This is a genomic window from Blautia hominis (assembly GCA_002270465.1).
GTDB classification, from domain to species: Bacteria; Bacillota; Clostridia; order Lachnospirales; family Lachnospiraceae; genus Blautia; species Blautia hominis.
The window spans coordinates 1,303,559-1,325,223 of record NQOF01000001.1 but is presented as its reverse complement, the minus strand read 5'-3'; the positions used below and the strand labels follow the sequence as shown (position 1 = coordinate 1,325,223).

14 protein-coding genes are annotated in these 21,665 nt (G+C 46.6%); 13 read left to right on the top strand and 1 reads right to left on the bottom strand.

The features are described from left to right. Positions 1-36: 36 nt before the first annotated feature. The 6 genes from CI595_RS05905 to CI595_RS05880 all read left to right on the top strand — a co-directional run bounded on the left by CI595_RS05905 (position 37) and on the right by CI595_RS05880 (position 8,401). The gene (locus CI595_RS05905; protein ID WP_187143999.1) at positions 37-1,017 is read left to right on the top strand and encodes a Gfo/Idh/MocA family protein; all 981 of its coding nucleotides are present in this window, start codon (positions 37-39) and stop codon (positions 1,015-1,017) included. 305 nt (positions 1,018-1,322) lie between these two features. Beyond that, positions 1,323-3,386 carry a glycoside hydrolase family 31 protein gene (locus CI595_RS05900; protein WP_095172301.1) on the top strand — a complete coding sequence of 688 codons (2,064 nt, stop codon included), beginning with the start codon at positions 1,323-1,325 and terminating at the stop codon, positions 3,384-3,386. Positions 3,387-3,546: 160 nt separating this feature from the next. Further along, entirely contained in the window at positions 3,547-4,563 is a 1,017-nt protein-coding gene (locus CI595_RS05895) for a LacI family DNA-binding transcriptional regulator (protein WP_162291816.1), read from the top strand. A 507-nt stretch (positions 4,564-5,070) separates the two neighbouring features. Continuing rightward, positions 5,071-6,405, top strand: a complete 1,335-nt coding sequence (locus CI595_RS05890; RefSeq protein WP_095172299.1) for an ABC transporter substrate-binding protein — start codon at positions 5,071-5,073, stop codon at positions 6,403-6,405. Positions 6,406-6,503: 98 nt separating this feature from the next. Further along, the gene (locus CI595_RS05885) at positions 6,504-7,544 is read left to right on the top strand and encodes a carbohydrate ABC transporter permease (RefSeq protein ID WP_095172298.1); all 1,041 of its coding nucleotides are present in this window, start codon (positions 6,504-6,506) and stop codon (positions 7,542-7,544) included. After that, on the top strand, positions 7,544-8,401 hold the full coding sequence (locus CI595_RS05880) for a carbohydrate ABC transporter permease (protein ID WP_095172297.1): 858 nt from the start codon (positions 7,544-7,546) through the stop codon (positions 8,399-8,401). The genes CI595_RS05885 and CI595_RS05880 overlap by 1 nt, the downstream gene beginning before the upstream one ends. Positions 8,402-8,519: 118 nt before the next feature. Here the strand turns inward: CI595_RS05880 and CI595_RS05875 are convergent, their stop codons facing one another. Then, entirely contained in the window at positions 8,520-9,554 is a 1,035-nt protein-coding gene (locus tag CI595_RS05875; protein WP_095172296.1) for a Gfo/Idh/MocA family protein, read from the bottom strand. Positions 9,555-10,042: 488 nt separating this feature from the next. Between CI595_RS05875 and CI595_RS05870 the strand changes: the two genes are divergently transcribed. From CI595_RS05870 to CI595_RS05840, 7 genes are all read left to right on the top strand, one after another. After that, positions 10,043-11,044, top strand: a complete 1,002-nt coding sequence (locus tag CI595_RS05870; protein ID WP_158661561.1) for a zinc-binding dehydrogenase — start codon at positions 10,043-10,045, stop codon at positions 11,042-11,044. Between the two features lie 10 nt (positions 11,045-11,054). Further along, entirely contained in the window at positions 11,055-13,700 is a 2,646-nt protein-coding gene (locus tag CI595_RS05865) for an alpha-L-rhamnosidase (RefSeq protein WP_095172294.1), read from the top strand. Between the two features lie 192 nt (positions 13,701-13,892). Continuing rightward, entirely contained in the window at positions 13,893-15,629 is a 1,737-nt protein-coding gene (ilvD, locus tag CI595_RS05860; protein ID WP_243135108.1) for a dihydroxy-acid dehydratase, read from the top strand. 6 nt (positions 15,630-15,635) lie between these two features. Continuing rightward, complete coding sequence (locus CI595_RS05855; RefSeq protein ID WP_095172293.1) at positions 15,636-16,409, top strand: amidohydrolase family protein; 774 nt, start codon at positions 15,636-15,638, stop codon at positions 16,407-16,409. 116 nt (positions 16,410-16,525) lie between these two features. Further along, positions 16,526-18,343, top strand: a complete 1,818-nt coding sequence (locus tag CI595_RS05850; RefSeq protein ID WP_095172292.1) for a cache domain-containing sensor histidine kinase — start codon at positions 16,526-16,528, stop codon at positions 18,341-18,343. Between the two features lie 121 nt (positions 18,344-18,464). After that, complete coding sequence (locus CI595_RS05845; protein WP_162291815.1) at positions 18,465-20,063, top strand: response regulator transcription factor; 1,599 nt, start codon at positions 18,465-18,467, stop codon at positions 20,061-20,063. Between the two features lie 278 nt (positions 20,064-20,341). Further along, a complete protein-coding gene (locus CI595_RS05840; protein ID WP_095172290.1) occupies positions 20,342-21,640 on the top strand; it encodes an ABC transporter substrate-binding protein in 1,299 nt (432 codons plus the stop codon). Positions 21,641-21,665 lie beyond the last annotated feature (25 nt).

Here is a 21,665-nt window from a genome sequence, read left to right as displayed (position 1 = left end):
ATACAGCGGAAATTCATTCCGCAGAAGGAGACAGGCATGAAGAAACTGAGAATGGGTGTGTTAAGTACAGGGAATATTGCTGCAACTATGGCGGAGACACTTGGGTGTATGGAGGATGTGGAACTGTACGCAGTGGCGTCCAGAAGCCAGGAGAAAGCAGATGCTTTCGCGGCAAGATTCGGATTTGAAAAGGCATACGGTACATATGAAGAGATGGCAACAGACGGGAAGGTGGATCTGGTATATGTGGCAACTCCCATTTCCGAACACTGTGCAAATGTAAAGATGCTGTTGGAAAACGGCAGGAATGTCCTGTGTGAGAAAGCATTTTCCGTAAATGCACAGGAAGCCAGGGAGATGACGGTGCTGGCAAAAGAAAAAGGTCTGCTGCTGGCAGAGGCCATGTGGGTGAGATATATGCCCATGGCAGAGACACTGCAGGAGGTCATTGCCTCAGGGGCCATCGGTAAGCCGTATACTCTGACTGCCAATCTGGGATACCTCCTGGAATCCGTCCACAGGATGATGGTGCCTGAACTGGCAGGGGGTGCGCTGCTGGATGTAGGTGTTTATACCCTGACATTTGCATCTATCGCATTTGGGGATGACATTTCATCCATAGATACCTCTGTGGTAATGACAGACACAGGCGTGGATGCGCAGAGCAGCATTACCCTCTGCTACCCGGACGGCAGGATGTCTGTGCTGAACAATTCCCTCCGGGCGCTCTCTGACAGGCAGGGCATCATTTACGGAACAAAAGGTTTTCTTGTGGTGGAGAATATCAATAATTTTGAATCCATCACGGTCTATAATGAGAAACGGGAAGTGACGGCCCGGTATGACCAGCCAAAGCAGATAAGCGGTTATGAATATGAGGTGAGAGCCTGCAAAAAGGCCATAGAGGAGGGACTTTGTGAGTGTCCTCAAATGTCCCACAGCCAGACTGTCCGGATCATGGAGCAGATGGATGCTGTCCGTAAAAAATGGGGACTTTGCTATCCTATGGAAAAATAATAGGATTTAACAAAATAACAGCGGCCAGAGTTCAGAAGAGGCGCAGTAGAAGAGAAAAATCAAGCCAAACCGGGGAATGTACATGAGTACGTTCCCTTGTTTATTTTTACCGTTGTTATTATGACTAAAATCATCTCGGGAAATTTGTGCATAAAACCATATATAGGCAGAAAAATGCGGAAAATATGCCATAATGTATTTGATATATATTGTATGAAGTATAAATTATGCGCAAAAGGTATTGCGGCATAAATAGGCATGTGCTATGATGTCCAAATAATAATGGAGAACCAGGAGGAATAGACATGATACGGAAATACACATACGGAAATCCTTTCTGTACGGACGCAGTTGTAAAGGAGATAACAGCAGAGGATCATACGCTGCCTTACCTGAAACAGACCGTACAGGATGGCAGACTCACATTTTCCTGCCGTCTTGGGGAAAAGGACCTGGTATACGGACTGGGTGAAAATGTGAGAGGGATCAACAAAAGGGGATGGCTTTACAAGAGCTGCTGCGCGGATGAGCCAAACCATCTGGAGGACAGGCATTCCCTGTACGCATCCCATAACTTTTTGGTGATCGCAGGGGAAGAGACCTTCGGTGTTTTTTTCGATTACCCGGGAATCATCAGCTTTGATGTAGGCTATACTCATTTGGATGAGCTGATCATTACACTGGAGGAGCCGGACGCTGATGTATATATTCTGGAGGGCAGCGATATCCGTTCCATCGTAAAAGAATTCAGAGGGCTTATCGGCAGAAGTTATATTCCGCCCAGGTGGGCATTCGGATATCAACAGAGCCGCTGGGGATATAAGTGTGAGGCGGACATCCGAGAGGTGGCAGAGGAGCACCGGAAAAACAATCTGCCCCTTGACAGTATTTATCTGGACATTGATTACATGGAGCGGTACAAAGACTTCACCATTGATGAGGAGCGCTTCCCTGATTTTGAAGGCCTTGTGAGAGATATGAAGGCACAGAATATCCGTCTGGTGCCTATCATCGATGCGGGTGTAAAAGTGGAGGAAGGTTATCCGGTCTATGAGGAAGGTGTGGAGAAAGGCTATTTCTGTAAGGATAAGGACGGAAAAGAGTTTATCGCCGGTGTATGGCCGGGACAGGTGCATTTTCCTGATGTGTTAAACCGTGAGGCACGGGAGTGGTTCGGAAATCAGTATCAGTTCCTTTTGGATAAAGGAATAGAAGGTTTCTGGAACGATATGAACGAGCCTTCCATCTTCTTTGCTCAGGACCGCATGGATGATACCATTGATGCCATCGCAGAGCTGAAGGGAAAGAACCTGGATCTGGATACTTTCCAGAAGTTTACGGGTCTGGTGGATAGTCTGGCAAACAATACGGAGGATTTTAAAAAATTTTATCACAGCACAGACATGGGAACTGTGCGCCATGACAAAGTACATAACCTGTTCGGCTATAATATGACAAGAGCCGCAGGGGAGGCATTTGAGCGCCTGTGCCCGGACAAGAGGATCCTCATGTTTTCACGTTCCTCCTACGTGGGTATGCACCGGTATGGCGGCATCTGGACAGGGGACAACAAGTCCTGGTGGCAGCACCTGCTTCTCAATCTGAAGATGATGCCGTCCCTGAATATGGTGGGAATACTCTATACAGGCGCTGATATCGGCGGCTTTGGTTCTGATACTACCGAGGATCTGGTCATGCGCTGGATCCAGCTTGCCATGTTCTCCCCGCTTATGAGGAACCACACAGCACTGGGGACCAGAATGCAGGAGGTTTACCGGTTTGACCATATGGAGCAGTTTGCGGATATACTGGGGATCCGCTATGGACTGCTGCCCTATATTTACAGTGAATATATGAAGGCTGCTCTGGGCGGGGATATGTATTTTATGCCTCTGTCTTTTGTGTACACAGAAGACAGCTTTGCTTCCCAGGTGGAAGACCAGCTCTTAGTGGGAGACAGCCTTATGACTGCCCCGGTTTACACCCAGAATGCAGAGGGAAGGTATGTATATCTGCCTGAGGAGATGGCACTTCTCCGTTTCCGGAGCCTGAACGATTATGATACGGAGATCCTCCCCGCAGGACATCACTATGTTAAGGCCGGGCTCAGTGAAATGCTGGTATTTCTGCGCCCGGATAAGATCCTTTTGCTGTCCGGCGGCGGGGAATGCACCGATGAGGTGGACATGGACCGGGTAAAGGCCATTGCATTTGTAAAAGAAGGGGCATCTTATGAGTGGTATGAGGATGACGGCAAAGGGAAAGACTATGAAAATCCCGAAAATTATGGTATGATTGTAATCGACAGAAGCGGAAAATGTACTTATACAGGAAGCCGCAGAAAAGAGATCACTGCAGAAATACTGTAAACAGATTGGAGTAACAGTTCAGACAAGCTGAACTGTTACTCATCCAGCTATTAAAAATCGCTTCGCCATGGGCTGGATAAAGCGGGCACTACTTTTTCATACGGTCAGCGCAGTAAATGCGCAGACCTGTCTGAACTGTAAACAGATTGGGGACTTAGAAATGATTACAATTAAAGAGATAGCCAATATGCTGAACGTGAGCACCACCACGGTGTCAAACGTCATTCACGGCAAGACAAAAGAGGTTTCACCAGCCAATGTGGAGCGTATCAGGAAGGTTTTGGAGGAATATGACTATATGCCAAACATCAATGCCAGGAATCTGGCGAGTAAACGCTCCCGGATCATTGGTATGGTGGTAAAAGTCAACGGAAAAGAAAACCCATTTAAAGACCAGTTCTTCGGCGAACTACTGGGCGCAGTGGAAGAGCGTGTGAGGAGCAAAGGTTATAATCTGATGGTCTATGCACTGAATGATGTACAGCAGGTACAGAAGTTTATCCTGTCCTGGAACATGGATGGACTGGTGACCTGTGGTTTTGTGGAGGGTGAGATCTCATATCTGCAGGAACGCTACAAAAAGCCCATTGTGATCATTGATGATTATGACACCGATGATTTGGACAACTGTATCAACGTCCGTCTGGAAGACAAAAAAGCAGCATATGAGATGACAAAATATGTGATAGGCTGCGGCCACAAGAAAATAGCTTTTCTGGCAGATAATAATATAAACCTGGATCATCAGCGCTTTCTGGGATACTGCCAGGCAATGGAGGAAGCCGGACTTCCGGACAGTGAGGAGAACTTCCTGAAGATATGTTCCGGAAACAGAGGAGAGCAGGATAACCTGAAAGAACTGTGTGAAAGATCCTATGCATACACAGCCATTATATGCGCCTCGGATTATTATGCCTCCATGCTTCTCAATGCACTGCAGGACAGCGGAAGGAAGATTCCGGAGGATATTTCTATCACAGGATTTGATGATGTGGAATACGCTTCCCTGGTAAGACCGGCGCTGACCACAGTGCGTCAGGATATCCAGGAGAAAGGCCAGGTGGCTGTTGACATGCTGGTGAAGATGCTGGAGGGGAAACCGGAGGAAGCAGAGACTTTGGTGGTGCTTCCTACCCGCATGGTCATCCGGGACTCCGTAAGAAATATAAATAAATAATAAAGGATCAGAACTTTATGCCGTATGGCTTGCAGGTTAACTGCAGCCATACGGCTTTTTTGTCTTATAGGAAAGTTCGCCTATAAGATAAAAATCCCTCCCGGCGGGGTGCGCACTGCGGCGTAAGCTGTAGATGCCGCGATGCGGCTGCCGCAGGCGTAGTTTCGCAAGCGAAACTCTATTTTATGTTTTTAGTGAATTTGTTCGAAATTGACAAAACATACAGAGTGCTACAACGGACGTCATACAATGCTTACTTTTGCGCAAAAGTATATAGATGTCGAATCTTGTAAAAAAGGTTTTGCGAAAAACCTGTTGTTAAATATAGACAAAAATATAGCCGTATATAGGTTGAAATAGGGATGAATTCTGTTAAAAATGGAGAAATGCATATTAGGTGTTATAAAAAACATTGATTTTACGCGGGGTTGGTGGTAAGATACAAAACATCAAAACCTTATGCGCAAAAGGTATAAAAGATAATCCTCAGAAAGGTTGGTAAGAGAAATGAAAAAGAAGATTTTAGCGGCACTACTTGCCGGAGCAATGACAGTGACACTGGGAGCATGCGGAGGGAATACAGACAGTGGAAATGACACCGGCACGGCTAATGACAACACACAGGGGACGACAGACACAGCGAATGTGAGCGGAGATGCCATTCGTTTTATGAATACAAAAATTGAGATCGACGGAGCATTAAAAGAGTTTGCAAAGCAGTACCAGGAAGAGACGGGGCAGGAAGTTGTCGTAGAGTCCCTGGGCGGCGGCGTGGATGTGAACGGACAGCTCAAAAACTATTATGCAGCAGGCAATATGCCGGATATCTTTGGATTTGCTGCGGACTCTTACAAATCTTCTTTTAAAGACTGGCTGGAACCGTTGGACGGAGAGTCATGGATCGAAGATACGGATTATGCATTTAAGGGAGAGGACGGAAAAGTATACGGAATGCCGTTTGCGCTTGAGGGGATTGGTATTGCCTATAACAAGGACATACTGGATCAGGCAGGTATTGACCCATCGACACTGACTAACATCAATGCTTATAAAGATGCATTCGAGAAGATTGACGGCATGAAGGATGAGCTGGGAATCACATCCGTATGCGCTGTGGCAGCGGAGTCAGGCCAGATGTACTGGTCCACCGGAAATCACATGATGGCAGCTTATATTTCACAGGGAAAAGACAGAACAGATAAAGACATTATTGATAAATTGAATGCAGGCGGGATTGATAAGGACAGAATGGGACAGTTTGCTGACTGGCTTCAGTTACTGTTTGATTACTCAGACCAAAACGTATTGATCTCCGGTACATATGATGACCAGCTTGCACTGTGGGCAACAGGAAAAGCAGCGTTTATCACACAGGGTAACTGGATCGATCCTTCACTTCCCACATACGAGGCAGATTTTCCATGCGGTATTGCACCTGCTGCTTTTACAACAGAGGACACAGAAGGTATTATTGTAGATGCACCGGCTGTTTGGGGTATCTATAATGGGAGCGATAAGATTGACGCCTGCAAGAAATTCTTGAAAGCACTGGCTGAGAGCGAAGAGGGACAGAAAGCCCTGGTTGAGGACTGCGGAATGGTTTCCCCGTATAAATCCTGCACCTTGGAGCCAAGCACACCACTTGCAAAAAGTATGCTTCCTTATATCAAGGACGGCAAGACATATGCCTGGGACTGGCTGACACAGCCGGAAGGTATCGCACAGAATGCCACAGGCGCTGTATTTGAGCTGTACGCAAAGGGCCAGCTGGACAAACAGGGATTTGTAGACACCATGGAATCAGTGATCAAAGATTATGTAACAACTAACGGAAGCAATTAACCAGTTTTGCCGGCGGTTTTTCCTTAGGGTGTGCGCGGGAAAGGTCCCGGGCATATCCTTGGGAGGACAGCCGGTAAATTTTCAAAAGGGGAAAAGACATGAATGTTCAATTGAAAAAAACAATATCAATCGCTGCCATGGCTGCGGGCATCCTATGTATGGCAGCAGCACTGTATATGGATTTTTCCGGCAGCTCCTCCGCGGTCAGAGGGCCGCTTCTCATAGCAGGAGCTGTGCTTGTAATGGCTGGTGTGTATCTGCTTCCTACCAGAAAACACCGTTCCATTATCAATGTATTGTTTTTGTTTCCGCTGATCTTCGCGTTTGCGGTGACGGTGCTGATCCCGTTTGCCTGCGGTATTTTCTATTCCATGACGGACTGGAACGGAATCAAATTTGAAAAGTTTGTGGGACTTGGCAATTACATAAGTATGTTTAAATCAAACGATTATATATATTCCTTTGTAGTAACCTTTATTTTTACGGTTATCAACATGCTGGCTGTCAATCTGGTGGCTTTCGGACTGGCCCTTCTGTGTACGTCAAAAGTAAAAGGACGAAATTTTTACCGCGCAGCTTATTTTATACCGAACCTGATCGGTGGTATTGTTTTGGGTTATGTATGGCAGTTTATTTTCAACAAGGTAATGACAACTGTGATCGAGGGCAGTACATCCATGCTGACAGACCCCAATCTGGCGATTGCGGCGATCCTGATCGTGAGTACCTGGCAGTATGCGGGTTATATCATGATGATTTACGTGACAGGGCTTCAGAGTGTGCCTAAGGATATCCTGGAGGCATCCAATGTGGATGGTGCCAACCAGATCACAACACTGCTGAAGATTAAAGTCCCTATGATAGCCAATACATTTACCGTATGTATTTTCCTGACGCTTGTGAACTCGTTCAAGCAGTTTGACCTGAACTTGGCCATCACCAACGGAGCGCCCAGCCGTATCCTGGCGGGAAAACCGGTACAGGCCACAGAGTTCTTGGCTTTAAACATATATAATACGGCTATCAGCAAGAATCAGTATGCACTGGGGCAGACAAAGGCAGTGGTTTTCTTTATTATCCTGGCCATTGTTTCCCTGACACAGGTATCCATCAGTAAGAAGAAGGAGGTTGAAATGTAATGAAGGCACAAAAAATAAGAACCGGAATCGCAGAGGTTATCGGTGTGATTCTTACGATCATCATCCTGGCTCCTTTCCTGCTGGTTGTTGTGAACTCTGCAAAAAGCAGCGCGGACATTATCACAAGCCCCATTACCCTGCCGGAACACTGGGGGCAGATTTTTACCAATCTGAGCAATGTGATACATAACCAGAACTTTAATTACTGGAACTCTTTCTTCAGCTCTCTGCTGATCACGGCAGTTTCCCTTTTGCTGCTGACGGTGTTTTCCAGTATGGCGGCATGGGTACTGGTGAGAAATAAGACCAAATGGTCAAGCTTTATTTTTATGCTTTTTGTATCCGCTATGGTCATTCCTTTCCAGGTGGTCATGCTGCCGCTGCTTTCCACATTCCGGGAAACCTCCAACTTTTTCGGAATCCAGATGCTGCAGAGTTATAAGGGAATCATCTTTGCTTATCTGGGCTTCGGCGGGTCTATGTCTGTGTTCATTCTGCACGGATTTGTGAAGGGGATCCCTTATGAACTGGAGGAGGCCGCGTGGATTGATGGGTGCAGTCCCGAGGGGACTTTCTTTCGGATCATTTTCCCGCTTTTGAAGCCTGTGCAGGTGACGGTCCTGATATTGAACGGTATCTGGATCTGGAACGACTACCTTCTGCCTTCTCTGATGCTGGGACTGAATGGCCGGATCAAAACACTGCCGGTTGCGGTCAGCAGTTTTGTGGGGTCTTATGTGAAACAATGGGATTTGATCTTGTCGGCAGCGCTGCTCGCCATGATACCCATCATTATCCTGTTCTTGTTTGCGCAGAAGCAGATCATACAGGGAATGGTGGACGGAGCGATCAAATAGAAGGGGATTTTGAAAATTATATAGTTTGTTGAGTAAGACGCCGGATAGGAGTAAGGGACCTGTCCGGCGTCTTTTTTGTGTCGTGTATCGTTAATATTAAGTTTCATCCTGAGGGAGGTCAGGACAGATTTTTGGTGTTTACAACACACCCTTTTTCTGCGGATTCCAATGCGGCGAAGACTGCCTTCATAGATTCAAAGGAAGATGCTCCGGAGATTAGGGGCGGGGTGTTGGTGGTCAGGCAGGTCATCCAGGTATCTATGATACCGGAGCCGTTTTGACTGCTGTGATAGTTTTTCATATCAAAGTAAATCTGTTCTCCGCTCTTTTTTTCTAAGATAATAGGGTACTGGGGATCACAGTTGATTTTCAGGCTGCCGTTGGTACCATATATTATGGTGGATTTGTCTTCCTGACCGTAGCAGGTCCAGCTCACTTCCATGGTCCCGATGACGCCCTTTTGGGTGCGGAAGATGCAGACTGCATTGTCGTCCACGTCAATGGGAGTTCCGTCAGGATTTTTTTTGTCCAGGGTTTCGGTTACGGCCATGGCGCTTTCGATCACATCATCTAACAGGTAATGTATCAGGTCTGCTTTATGTATCCCCAGATCAGCCATGGCGCCGAAGGCGGCGGATCTTTTGTCAAAGAACCAGACTTTTTGACGGTCAACGGTCCAGTTTTCGGGACCGGAGTGGCGGAAATTGGTGTGGAAGCTTAAAACGTTTCCAATGGCACCGCTCTGAAGGATCTCTTTGGCCTTTACGTGGGTGGGGAACAGACGCTCCTGCTGGCCGATCATCAGAAACTTCCCGGTCTCTTTTGCGGCATTTACCATAGCCTGGCATTCGTCGTAGGTGACAGCCATGGGCTTTTCACACAGGACATGTTTTCCCGATTTTAGTGCCTTTATGGAAATTTCGCAGTGTGAGTGATTTGCTGTACAGATGCTGACCGCGTCAATGGCCTCATCATTTAGCAGGTCCTCGTAAGACTTATATGGGACTGCATGATATTTTGCCGCGATTTCTTCGGTACGCTTTTCATTCATGTCATATACCCCGTAAATACAGGCATCCGGGTTCTGATCATATTCCGGGATATGACGTACCTGTGCAATTCTGCCGCATCCTATAATTCCAATGTTTATCAATTTAGTTACCTCCTTTTTTATGGTATGTTTGAAAATTACCGTTAGGGTCTTTCAAATACACTTTAGAATTATAGAACTTGAACGGAAAAAATATATGCAATATTTTTACTGGAATGCTGTCTATTTTTACTATCTCAACTTTCATTGCAGACGCTGTCCGGTAACAGTTCAGACAGGACTGCGCATTTACTGCGCTGACCGTATGAAAAAGTAGTGCCAGCTTTATCCGGCCCGTCGCGAAGCGATTTTTAATGGCTGGATGCGTAACGGTTCAGCTTGTCTGAAATGTTACGCTATCCGGGCAAAGCCGGCCTGCCCGGAACGGTCCGGGTATAGGAAAGGCACCAGGGGGAGGAACATGTTTGCAGTGGTAAAAATAGATAGGATTTCGGTAAAATAATTAAGATAGAATTATGGAAAAAGACGATATACTAGGCGCAGAAGAGTTATATCAACACTACGAAAATTTAACAAAAGGAGAGGTTTCCATGAATAAAACAATTATTTTTCCATCAGCAGGAAATGTGGAGCTGCAGGACAGGGAATGTCCAAAACCCCAAAAGGGAGAGGTCCTGATCCAGACAGAGGTATCTTTGGTCAGCATTGGCACAGAACTGACCTTTTTAAATGGGGAATGTCCCAAAGATTCCAAATGGTCTTCCTATATCCATTATCCAATGACACCGGGCTATTCCAATGTAGGAGTTGTGGTAGAGACAGGAGAAGGGGTTTCAAAAGAATGGATTGGCAGGAGAGTAGCCAGTTTCAGCAAACATGCACAGTACGTGACGGCAAAGGAAGAGGAACTCCGCGTGATCCGTTATGATATCACCTCAGAGGAGGCTGCCTTTTTTGCCATTGCAGAAGTTGGTTTAAATGGGATCAGACGAACAAAGATTGAACTGGGAAACCGGGTGGTGGTTTACGGTGCGGGAGTCATCGGCCAGGTTTTAGTCCGTTATCTGCTGGCCGGAGGGTGTACAGAAATAGTAGTTGTGAACCGTTCCCAAAAAAGGCTGGAATATCTTCCGAAATCTTCAGCAGTGATTCCTGTGTCCTCAAAAACGGAGTCCGTAATGGAAGCAGTAAAGCAGGCCACACAAGGTGAGCTTGCGGACATTGTGTTTGAGACCACCGGAAACGCAGATTTGATCCCGGAGGAATTTCAGGTGCTGCATCAGCAGGGGAAACTTTGTATGCTGAGTTCACCGAGGAAAGAAACAAAATTTGATTTTCACGATTTCTGCAACGCGGGGAGTTTTCAGATCATAGGGGCGCACATCTCCTCCCAGGCTGTGACAGCAGGGTTTGATGATCCCTGGACCTGTGTGCGTAACAGTGAAGTGTTCTTCAAGATGATCGCCACCGGGCAGATGGAAGTGGCCAGTCTTATCAGCCATCGCGTTTTTTATGAGGAGGCTGCCGGGATATATAAACAGATGCAGGAAAACCGTTCCCCGTTCATGGGCGTTGTGATTCAATGGAGATAAGGAGATTAGGATGGAAAGAAAATGTTATGCGCCGGAAAAACTTACCTGTGAATATTCTGTAAATCCCATGGGGATCCACAGCAAAAACCCCAGATTAGCATGGAAGATGGCAGGATATGGAAGAGGCAGAAGACAAACCGCCTATCAGATATGGGCATCGCACAGCAAAACCCAGCTTTCAGATGAGAGCGGCCTGTGCTGGGACAGCGGCAGGGTGGAGAGTTCCTGTTCTGTGGGCATTTATTACGGAGGGGAATCCCTTCATTCCAGAGAGAGGATATACTGGTGCGTGAGGATCTGGGACGAGGCGGGCAAAGTGTCTCCCTGGAGTGAGATAAACTTTTTTGAGGCAGGACTCTTGGAGGAAAGCGACTGGAAAGCCAGTTGGATCTGTGCAGATGACCAGGTGAGTGCACCTTATTTCAGAAAAGACTTTTCGGTAAAGAAAAAGCTGGAAAAAGCCACGGCTTATATCTGCGGGTTAGGATTCTATGAGCTTTCGTTCAATGGAGAGAAAAGGAATGAACAATTTCTGCTGCCCAACAGAACGGATTTCACCAAAAGAGTTTATTACCATACCTATGACATTACGGAAGCCCTAAAAAATGGGGAAAATACCATGGGCGTGATTTTGGGAAATGGCTGGTATAACCAGAGGGATAAGGTCAATGTGAAACTATTATGGTATGGCTGTCCGAAGCTGTTATTTCAGATTGAACTGTATTATGAAGATGGAACCAGGGAGACAGTAGGCAGTGATACTTCCGTGACATGGCAGCCGGGTCCTATACAATATAATAATATTTATTTCGGAGAGATATATGATGCACGCCAGGAACTGTCCGGGTGGAACCGGCCCGGTGTGCGAAAGGAGGAATGGAATCAGGCGGGACCGGCAAAAGAACCCGGAGGGAGTCTGACAGAACAGAGGGCATCCGGTGACGCTGTGACAGGCACGATACATCCTAGAACGATTACGAAGGTCAAAGAGGATATGTATGTGCTGGATTTCGGGCAGAACATCACAGGCTGGTTAAAGATGAAAGTGAGGGGCAGTGAGGGACAGACCATAACCATGCGTTTCGGCGAGGAGCTGTGGCCGGATGGGAAGATCAATTATTACAGCACCGGAACCGGATGGAAACAGCAGAAAGACGTGTATATCCTGAAGGGAGGAGAGGAGGAGGAGTATCAGCCCCGCTTTACCTGGCATGGATTTCGATACGCGGAAATACAGGGATACGGGAAAATGCCTGAAACAGAAGATATTGAGGCTGTGGTAGTACATACAGGGGTGGAAGAAGACGGACAGTTTAGCTGCTCCAATGTATTGATGAATCAGATCCAGCAGGCCTCCCGCTGGTCCCTGTTAAATGGGCTGCACTGCGGCATGCCTCTGGATTCTCCCCACAGGGAAAGGCAGGGGTACGGCGGGGATGCGCTGACAGCAGCGAAAGCCTGTATCTATAATTTTAATATGGAGAATTTTTATGCTGCCTGGATGGACGATTTTGCGGACGCCCAGGATGCGGAAACAGGTTTTGTGCCTCACACGGTACCTTGTCAGGACGGCGGGGGCGGTCCGGCCTGGGGCTGCGCCTATATTATCATTTCCTGGTTATGCTATGAATACTATGGGGATACAGAGATACTGAAAAAACATTTTGGAAATATGGAACACTGGATGGAGTTCCTGGCTACAGGTGTCCGAAATGGTATCGTAGAAGCGGAAGGGACAGATAAGGATTGCCTGGGAGAGTGGTCAACGCCGGGTGAGACCTTGATTCCGCCCCGGTTTGTGAATACCTATTTTTACGGTTATTGTGCTTCTTTGATGGAAAATATAGCGAAGGTTCTGGGAAAGGAAGAGGAAAGGCAGTCCTACAGCGTTTTAAAGGAAAATACCATACAGGCTTTCCGACGGGAATTTTTCCATAAGGAGACAGGCCGGTACAGCATCGGGGCACAGGGCAGTGAAGCCTTTGCTTATAAACTGGGAGCTGTAAAAGAACAGGAAAAAGAACAGGTCTTCAGATATATGGCAAAGCATGTTGCTAAGGAATGTGATGGTCATCTGGATACAGGGATCTTTGGGACACCTTATCTATTTGAAACACTCGTGGATAACGGGTATGGGGATATTGCATATCAAATGATCACAAATACTACTTATCCCGGCTATGGGTATATGCTCGCCAACGGGGCCACTGCGCTGTGGGAGTATTGGGAAAAAGAATACGGGTTCTATCAGTGTTCCTGTTGTCATAACCAGCCCATGTTCGGAAGCATCAGCGGATGCTTTTACGAAAAAGTGGCGGGGATCGTGCCCCTTTCGCCAGCCTGCAAAGAGGTTCTGATCGCACCGGGGCCAATCGGTGATCTGCGGTTTGCGGCAGCTAAGAAAGAGACCATGTATGGGATGGTTTCTGTAGAATGGGAAAAAACGGACACGGATTTTTCTTTGTATTTAACCATTCCCTGCAATACCGGCGCAGTGGTGCTGCTTCCGGGCACCGGAGAAGCGCTGCAGGAAGGCGGCGATCTCTTATTGCCCGGGGAAGAGGGAAAAGAAGGGATCCGCTCTGTAGAACAGACGGATAAAGGATATTGTATCCGGGTAGGATCAGGAGATTACCGGTTTACACTTAAAAAATAGATACTGTCCACAGGCAGGCATTTGGACAGTAACATGGCATATCCGCTGGGAACCGCTTGCGGCCAGGGGTATGCCCATTGGCTGTATGATACAGTGGTTTATAGCTTATCTAGCAGGTGACAAGCTATGGATTGAACAGTAACAAGAATGGAACAGTTGCAAAAAATGAACAGATTGAGCAGGAGTGCTGGTATGAATACGAGAAGCAGTGATATTTTAAAGGGACCTCAGTGGGCAAATGTGAGGGCGTTGTATAAGGCGGACGGGTATTCCCGGGAGGAACTGGAAAAACCCATGATCGCGGTGGTGAATTCCTACAGCACAGTCTGCCCCGGGCATGTGATATTTAAAAATTTATCGGAGCGTGTCAGAGAAGGGATACAGGCAGGAGGCGGTACGCCCGTAGAATTCGGCGTGATCGGGGCATGTGACGGGATAGCAATGGGACATAAGGGAATGCGGTATATTCTTCCCACAAGGCAGATGATCGCGGACAGCATAGAAGCCATGGCGGAAGCACACAGACTGGACGGCCTTATCTTACTGGGGAGCTGTGACAAGATCATTCCCGGTATGCTCATGGGAGCCATGCGGGTGAATCTTCCGGCTATTCTTATAAACGGCGGTCCCAGCCTGCCGGGACGTATGAAGGAGGGGAATCCTTACGGAGGAGAATACATTGACCATTCCATTATCCAGGAATCAGAAGGTGCGCTGAAGAAGGGACTGATCAGCGAGGAAGGATTTAAGTGGATAGAGGAACATGCTATGCCCTCCATCGGCTCCTGCGCCATGCTGGGTACGGCCAACACCATGGGATGTCTGGCAGAGGCCATGGGGATCATGCTGCCCGGTACAGCGGCTATCCCTGCGGTGTATAGTGAGAGATTGTCCGTGGGATATCAGAGCGGCAAGCAGATTGTAGAAATGGTACGCAGAAATATAAAAATAAGAGATATCATAACGAAACAGGCAATTTATAATGGTATCAGGGTGAACGCCGCCATAGGAGGTTCCACCAACGCAGTCCTTCATTTGCTGGCTGTTGCATATGAGGGTGAGATCGAGATGTCTGTATTTGAATTTGGAAAGATATGCGAGGGGATCCCTCATCTGGTCCCCTTGATCCCGGCAGGCAGCAATACCCTCCTGGATTTTTATGAGGCGGGAGGGATACCGGTACTTATGAAGGAGTTACAGGAGGTTTTGTGGACACAGGAAAAGACCTGTACAGGTAAAACCGTTGGAGAATTGTTGGAGAATGTAACCAATCACAGAAAAGAGGTGATCCACCCCATGGAAAATCCCGTACATAAAATGGGAGGGATCAAAATCCTGAAAGGAAATCTGGCGCCGGAGGGCGCAGTGACGAAGCCTTCCGCTATTCCGGAAAAAGCCCTGGTGTTTCGCGGAAAAGGAAAGATATACGAGGGGGAAGAAGAGGCGCTTAACGGGATCAGATGCGGCGAGGTCAAAGCCGGAGATGTGGTAGTGATCCGCAATGAGGGCCCCAAGGGTGGACCGGGTATGCCTGAAATGTACAAGGCAATGAAGCTGTTGGTGGGGATGGATCTGGGAGACAAAGTGTGCCTGATCACGGACGGAAGATTTTCCGGTTCCAATAACGGCTGTTTTGTAGGGCACATCTGCCCCGAAGCCGCTGACGGCGGCCCCATCGCCTATCTGGAGGATGGAGATGAAATCCTGGTAGATGTACGGCAGGGGATCATAGAGGCTGTTTGCGTCGACTTTGCAAAGCGCCGTCAGACAAAAGCCAGAGTCCATAAGAATATCACAGGCTGTCTGTATCAGTATGCTCAAAATGTGGGATCAGCATCGAACGGAGGAGTCATCCCCACGCGGGAAAGGCAGAGCAGGCCCGGGTGCCCGGTTCCCGTTGGCACCCGGACCGGAAAAAGAGAGGATTGAGATTGTATGAAAATAATTGATGTACACGCACACCTTGGCGATGACTGTGTTTTTGACCATCATATCAGCGAGGAGGATCTGTTAAAGGGATACGAGGATACCCCGGTGGCGGGAGCCATTGTGCAGCCATCCCTGCCCCGGTTTTCCCTGCAGGCAAACCGGGAGATACATGACCGAATTGCCCGTCTGTGTGCTTCCAGGAAAATGAAGTTTTGGGGGCTGGCCTCCATCTATCCCCATTTTACCAAGGAAGAGTACAGAGAGGAGGCATACAGATGCATCAAAGAACTGGGATTTGTGGGCTTGAAGATCACACCTGTAGGGCATGCGGTAGATCCGGAATCGGAGGACGGCATGTTCGCCTTTTCCGTTGCAAATGAGCTTCAGGTGCCTATGATGGTCCATACAGGCTCCGGCGTGCCGTTTTCCCAGCCTTTGAAGATATGGAAGGCAGCCCGGAAATATCCGGATCTGAAAATTGTGATCGCCCATTCCGGTATGGATTGGGATACTCATCAGGCCATATTTGTGGCAAAAGAATGTCCCAATATCTACCTGGAGACCAGTTGGACAGGAATCTATAACACAAGGGAGATCTACAGGGAAATAGGACCACACCGGATGATGTTCGCCTCAGACCATGTGAATAATGTAAGGGTGGAGCTGGAAAAGTATAAGCAGATCTTGAAACCTGAGGATATGGATCAGGTATTTTGGAAAACTGCAGAGAGCGTATTTACATGCAGCAGTCCACACGCTGTAACGGTTCAGCTTGTCTGAACTGTTACCACACGCTTCTGTTTTTTGAGGTGTGTTCTCGCCTTTATTGATTTATTACGGAAAATAGTGTATAATTTACAAAATTCTTTGAAAATTATAAGGAAAAAAGGAAAATTATGCCAAATACAAAAGATTGGAAGCGTAAAATACAGCATTTTATTTATTCAAAGAAAATTGCAACGAAAATGTCAGTTTTGATGATCACGATTATCACCTTAGTATTTCTTTGCACCGTGGCAATTTTCCAGACCTATAATAAGCGTATTTTATATGAAAATACCCAGGAAGCTGCCATCACGAATCTGACAAGTGTGAACACATTAGTGGAAAATATAATCGAAAATATCAATACATATTCCTATATCTGTCTGTCAGACTCTGATCTGCAGCAGGGACTGGTAAAGGAAAAGGTGGAAATCACCGATTTCCGCAATATAGAGCAGATAGAAGATTCCCTGATAGAATTGATCTCCAAAATTGATCTGATCGAGTCCGTTTATATTTTTGATACGGAAAATTTTTTGTGTTACTCAGACAAGTCGGGAAACAATCCCCTGCGGCACAGTAACATACAGGACTATAGCTGGTACCGGGACGTAGGGCAGGACGGGCAGTATCACGTCATCTACCGCTGTGATGACTTTTTCCGCAATCCCGATAAGATACCGGGCATTTCCTTTGCCCGTGCCATCAGAAGCCTTGATTCCATGCAGACCATCGGATACATGATGATCCATATCTCCCAGGAAATGGTGGAGAAGCTGCTGCTGAATCTAGATGATAATGAGTCACAGATGAAATTTTACATTTTTTCGGATAAAGACCATGTGTTGCTGAATACCTTAGACAGCAGTATGCAGAAGGAGGCGGAAAGACTGGGAATCCAGCTTGTGAAAGAAGGCCGGGACTCCGCCACGGAGCAGATCGGAAACGTCCGCTGCCAGATATCCGTGTACCAGACGGAGACGCTGACTTACATGGGGGTCACGCCTTTTGATGATCTTCATCAGCAGGAAAAAGGAACGGTTCTGCTGACCATGATACTCCTTGCTGTCCAGGCGGCGATCATTATCATTGCGGCACTGTTTGTGTCCCACTGGTATACTCGCCCCATTGAAAAATTAATGGAATCTATGGAGGAGGTAAAGAACGGACATTTCAAACAGATCGAGATAAAGACCAAGCACCGTGAAGTGCAGAATCTGATAGATGTTTATAATGAAATGGTGGGGGAGATCCAAAATCTGCTGGAGAAAACAAAACAGGTGGAAATGCAGAAAAGAAAAGCGGAATTGGAAGTTCTGAGTACACAGATGAACCCCCATTTTCTCTATAATACCTTTGATTCTATTAAATCCCTGTTTTTGTTAAAACGCTATGAGGATGCCTATCACATGATGTGTGAACTGGCCCAGTTCTATAAGATCAGTCTGAGCAAAGGCGATGAGTATATCACCATAGAAAAAGAAGTCCAAATGGTGGCAAACTATATCGAAATACAGAAAATGCGTTACGGTGAGGATCTGCAGGTGGACTATGATGTGGACCCCGAAGTGGGCGGATATAAAATATTAAAGCTGGTCTTACAGCCTTTAGTTGAAAATGCCATCACCCATGGAATCCACGGTTTCGTGGAGGAAGGCCGTATCGCTGTGCGGATCAAAGAGGAAAAGGGATATTTAAGCCTGGTGGTGGAAGATAACGGGATTGGAATGACAGAGAATACACTAAACAATGTCCTCAATGGCAAAAATACAGGAGCCGGGAAATCCTTTGGGTTAATGGGGACCATTCGGAGACTGGTATACTGTTACGGCGGGGATATGGTCTATAAAATAACAAGCAGGATCAACCGGGGAACAAAGATACAGATTTATATTCCTATGAAAGATCTCCGTAACAGTTCAGACCGGCCTGCGCATTTACTGCACTGACCGTATGAATATGTAACGACAGTAGGCATCCGGCCCATCGCGAAGCGATTTGAATAGGCGGATGCATGTAACAGTTCAGCTGCCTGAGCTGTTACTGATCTCCAAAGATGAGGGTGGTTATATGCAGAAGCTGAAACTTATGATTGTAGATGATGAATATTTGATCAGACAGTATATCCGTAATTGCATTGATTGGGAGAGATTAGGTTACACCATTGTAGGAGAGCTTGGGACTGCTCAGGGCGCACTTCAATTGGCGGAAGAATTGAAACCGGATGTGGTGCTGACAGATATTTGTATGCCCGGTTTGGACGGTCTGTCTTTTACCGGGCTGTTAAAAGGGAGCTGTCCCAATGTAAGAGTGATCGCCGTTACCGGACATGATGATTTTGAATACGCGCAGCGCGGTATCCGGGTGGGTCTGGATAATTATCTGCTCAAGCCCATCGACGAAAAAGAACTGGAAAACGTGGCACTGGAGATTAAAGAGAGTATCTTATCCCAGCAGTCACAGGATGAGCTGTTTCGGGAATTGACAGATTACAGAAGGCAGAATGAACCCATCGTGCGGGAATATTATCTGAAAAAATTACTGGAGCCTGATTTCCATCAGGATTCTTTATCTGAAAATGCTGTGGATTCTCTGCTGCCGGGCAGGGAGGGATTTTATCAGACCGTGGTGGTGAGTTTTGATGATTTCTCCCAGATAATACTTGGCATGGACATTAAAAAAGGGAACACAGAGTGGATGACGCATTATCTGGAAAAGGAGCTGGAAGATAAAAGGATATACTGGGTGCCGGACAAGTTCGGGCATATAGTATTCCTAAGCCGTGAAGAGGATTTTTCATGGGAAACATTTATGGCTGAATTAGAAGGGAAATGGAAAAAAACGTTTCATTTCCCCATTTATTATGGGATTGGGGATGCAGAGCGGTTTATGAAAGACATTTATAAATCGTATATGGGAGCTAATAATCGTTTGAATTCAGCTATTGTTTTCGGAAACAACCAATATCAGGAGGAAAATATATTTTCCAGGTTTGAGGGAATGGCCAATCCCATACCCATGGAAGATTTGAAAAAACTGCATGCTTATATTGAAACAGACTCCCCCGCCAAGGTGGAGGAGCTGGTCCATAACTGGTTTGAAAAATGGAAGCATATCAATTTTATGGATTTATTTTATCTGAAGCTGCAGCTTCTCAATGCTGTCTTTTATATTTATTCTATGAATACAAAGGAAGAGGCATCTTATGATTTCCATGAGGATTATAAGGAGTATTACCAGCGGATCTTTCAGATACCCACATTAAAGCTTTTGCAGGATTGTTTTCTGGATATGTGCAGAAAGATCATGGAAATGTATCACGATGAAAAGTCTGTCAGGCCGTCCAGCCTGATCTATGCGGTAAAAGAATATGTCAACATGCATTTGTCGGATGCCACGCTGGCGTTAGCGGGAACGGCTGAGAAATTTTATCTGAACAGCAGCTATCTGAGCCGTATATTCAAGAAGGAGATGGGGGTATCTTTTGTGGAGTATGTAAATGCCCAGCGCATTGAACGGGCGAAATCCCTGCTTGAAGAGACTGATTTAAAGATCTATGAAGTAGCGGAAAAAGTAGGGACCGGCAATGCCAATTATTTAGGGATCCTGTTTAAAAAAGCGGTAGGCTGTACGCCTTATGAGTACCGTTCCAAAAAACGCCAGGGTTAAGATCCCTGTACATTGTGTATAACCTTATAGACGGAACTGCACCGGCTCTCAGAAGCGGTGCAGTTCTATTATTCTGTCCGCCAAAGCCATATGCCGGCACGGCCTTTTTTGCTGACCTGCAAAGGGGCCGGCAATCTGTTTCCCGTGGTAAAAATATTAATAGAAATAGTAAAAAGCAAAAGGAAAAGAAAAAGCGAAAATAGGTATAATACAATTATAAAAAAACACGTTAAACTTTGAAAGGAGGAATTGCCGGGTGCTCCCGGCAAGAAAGGAAAATGAGGAAAAAAGGATTAGCGGCACTTATGGCAGCGGCCATGGTAGTATCTTTAGCGGCTTGTGGAAGTGCCGGAGGGGCGGACCCACAAAAGAAAGAGACGGATAATGGGGATGCAAAAGGGGTAGAATTAACAGTTTCCCACATTATGGTGAATGAAACGGACAGCCAGGTATTGGCATGGAATAAAGCGCTGGAGGAATACAAAAAGACACATCCGGATGTTACCGTCAAAGAGGACAAAACAGATAACGAAGCTTATAAGACAAAGTTAAAGACCACACTGGCAGCAGGTTCGGCTCCCGATGTATTCTATTCCTGGGGCGGCGGATTTTCCCAGTCCTTTGTAAAAGCCGGGATTGTAGAAAACCTTGACGCTTATGTGGACAGCGGTGTCATTGATATGGATAAAATGATGCCCAACATATGTAATAATTTTTACTATGAGGACTCCTTATACGGACTTCCCCTGGACAGCTTTATCGGCGTACTTATGTGCAATCAGGAACTGTTTGACCAGTATGATCTGAAGGTTCCGGAAACCATGGATGAGATGTATGAGGTATCTAAGGTATTCGTGGAAAATGGGATCACACCCGTGTCATTGGGGGAAAAAGACAAATGGCCCGGGCTGTTCCCATTCGGTATCCTTTCCCTGCGCTACGGAGGCGTTGATGAAAATACAAAGCTGTTAAACGGGGAAGGGAATTTTGACCAGGATTTTGTGAAAAATTCCGCAGAAGAGTTGGAGAAAATGGTCAGCACAGGTGTCTTTTCAGACAGCGCAGTGGCGCTCACCAACGATGAGGCGAAAAATGAATTTCTGGAAGGCAGAGCGGCTATGTTCTATAACGGAAGCTGGGGCGTTGCGAATTTAGATGAGGATTCACCTCTGGCAGGACACCTGACAGTGACAAACTGGCCAACAGCCGAAGGCGGTGCGGAGAAACAGAATTCTTATATCGGAGGAGCCAGTGCTACTTTAATGGTTTCTTCTGAATCAAAACAAAAAGAAGAAGCCGTAGAGTTTGCTGTATTTATGAGCCAGAAATTTTCAGAATATGGCTACGAGAGCGGCGCGCACCTTCCCACATGGAAGTACGAGGGAGACGCAGAGTTGCCGGATATGCAGAAACGTTTAACGGAACTGATGGAAAATGCAGACGGCTTCTGTCTGGCATGGGATACCCTGCTGGATGCAGAGACAGCAGATATCCACAGCAATTCTCTGCAGGGGATCTATGCGAAGCAGACCACGGCAGAACAATATATAGAGGCAATGACGGCAACCAGGAAATAATATGATTTCGGCAGCATAATCTCTA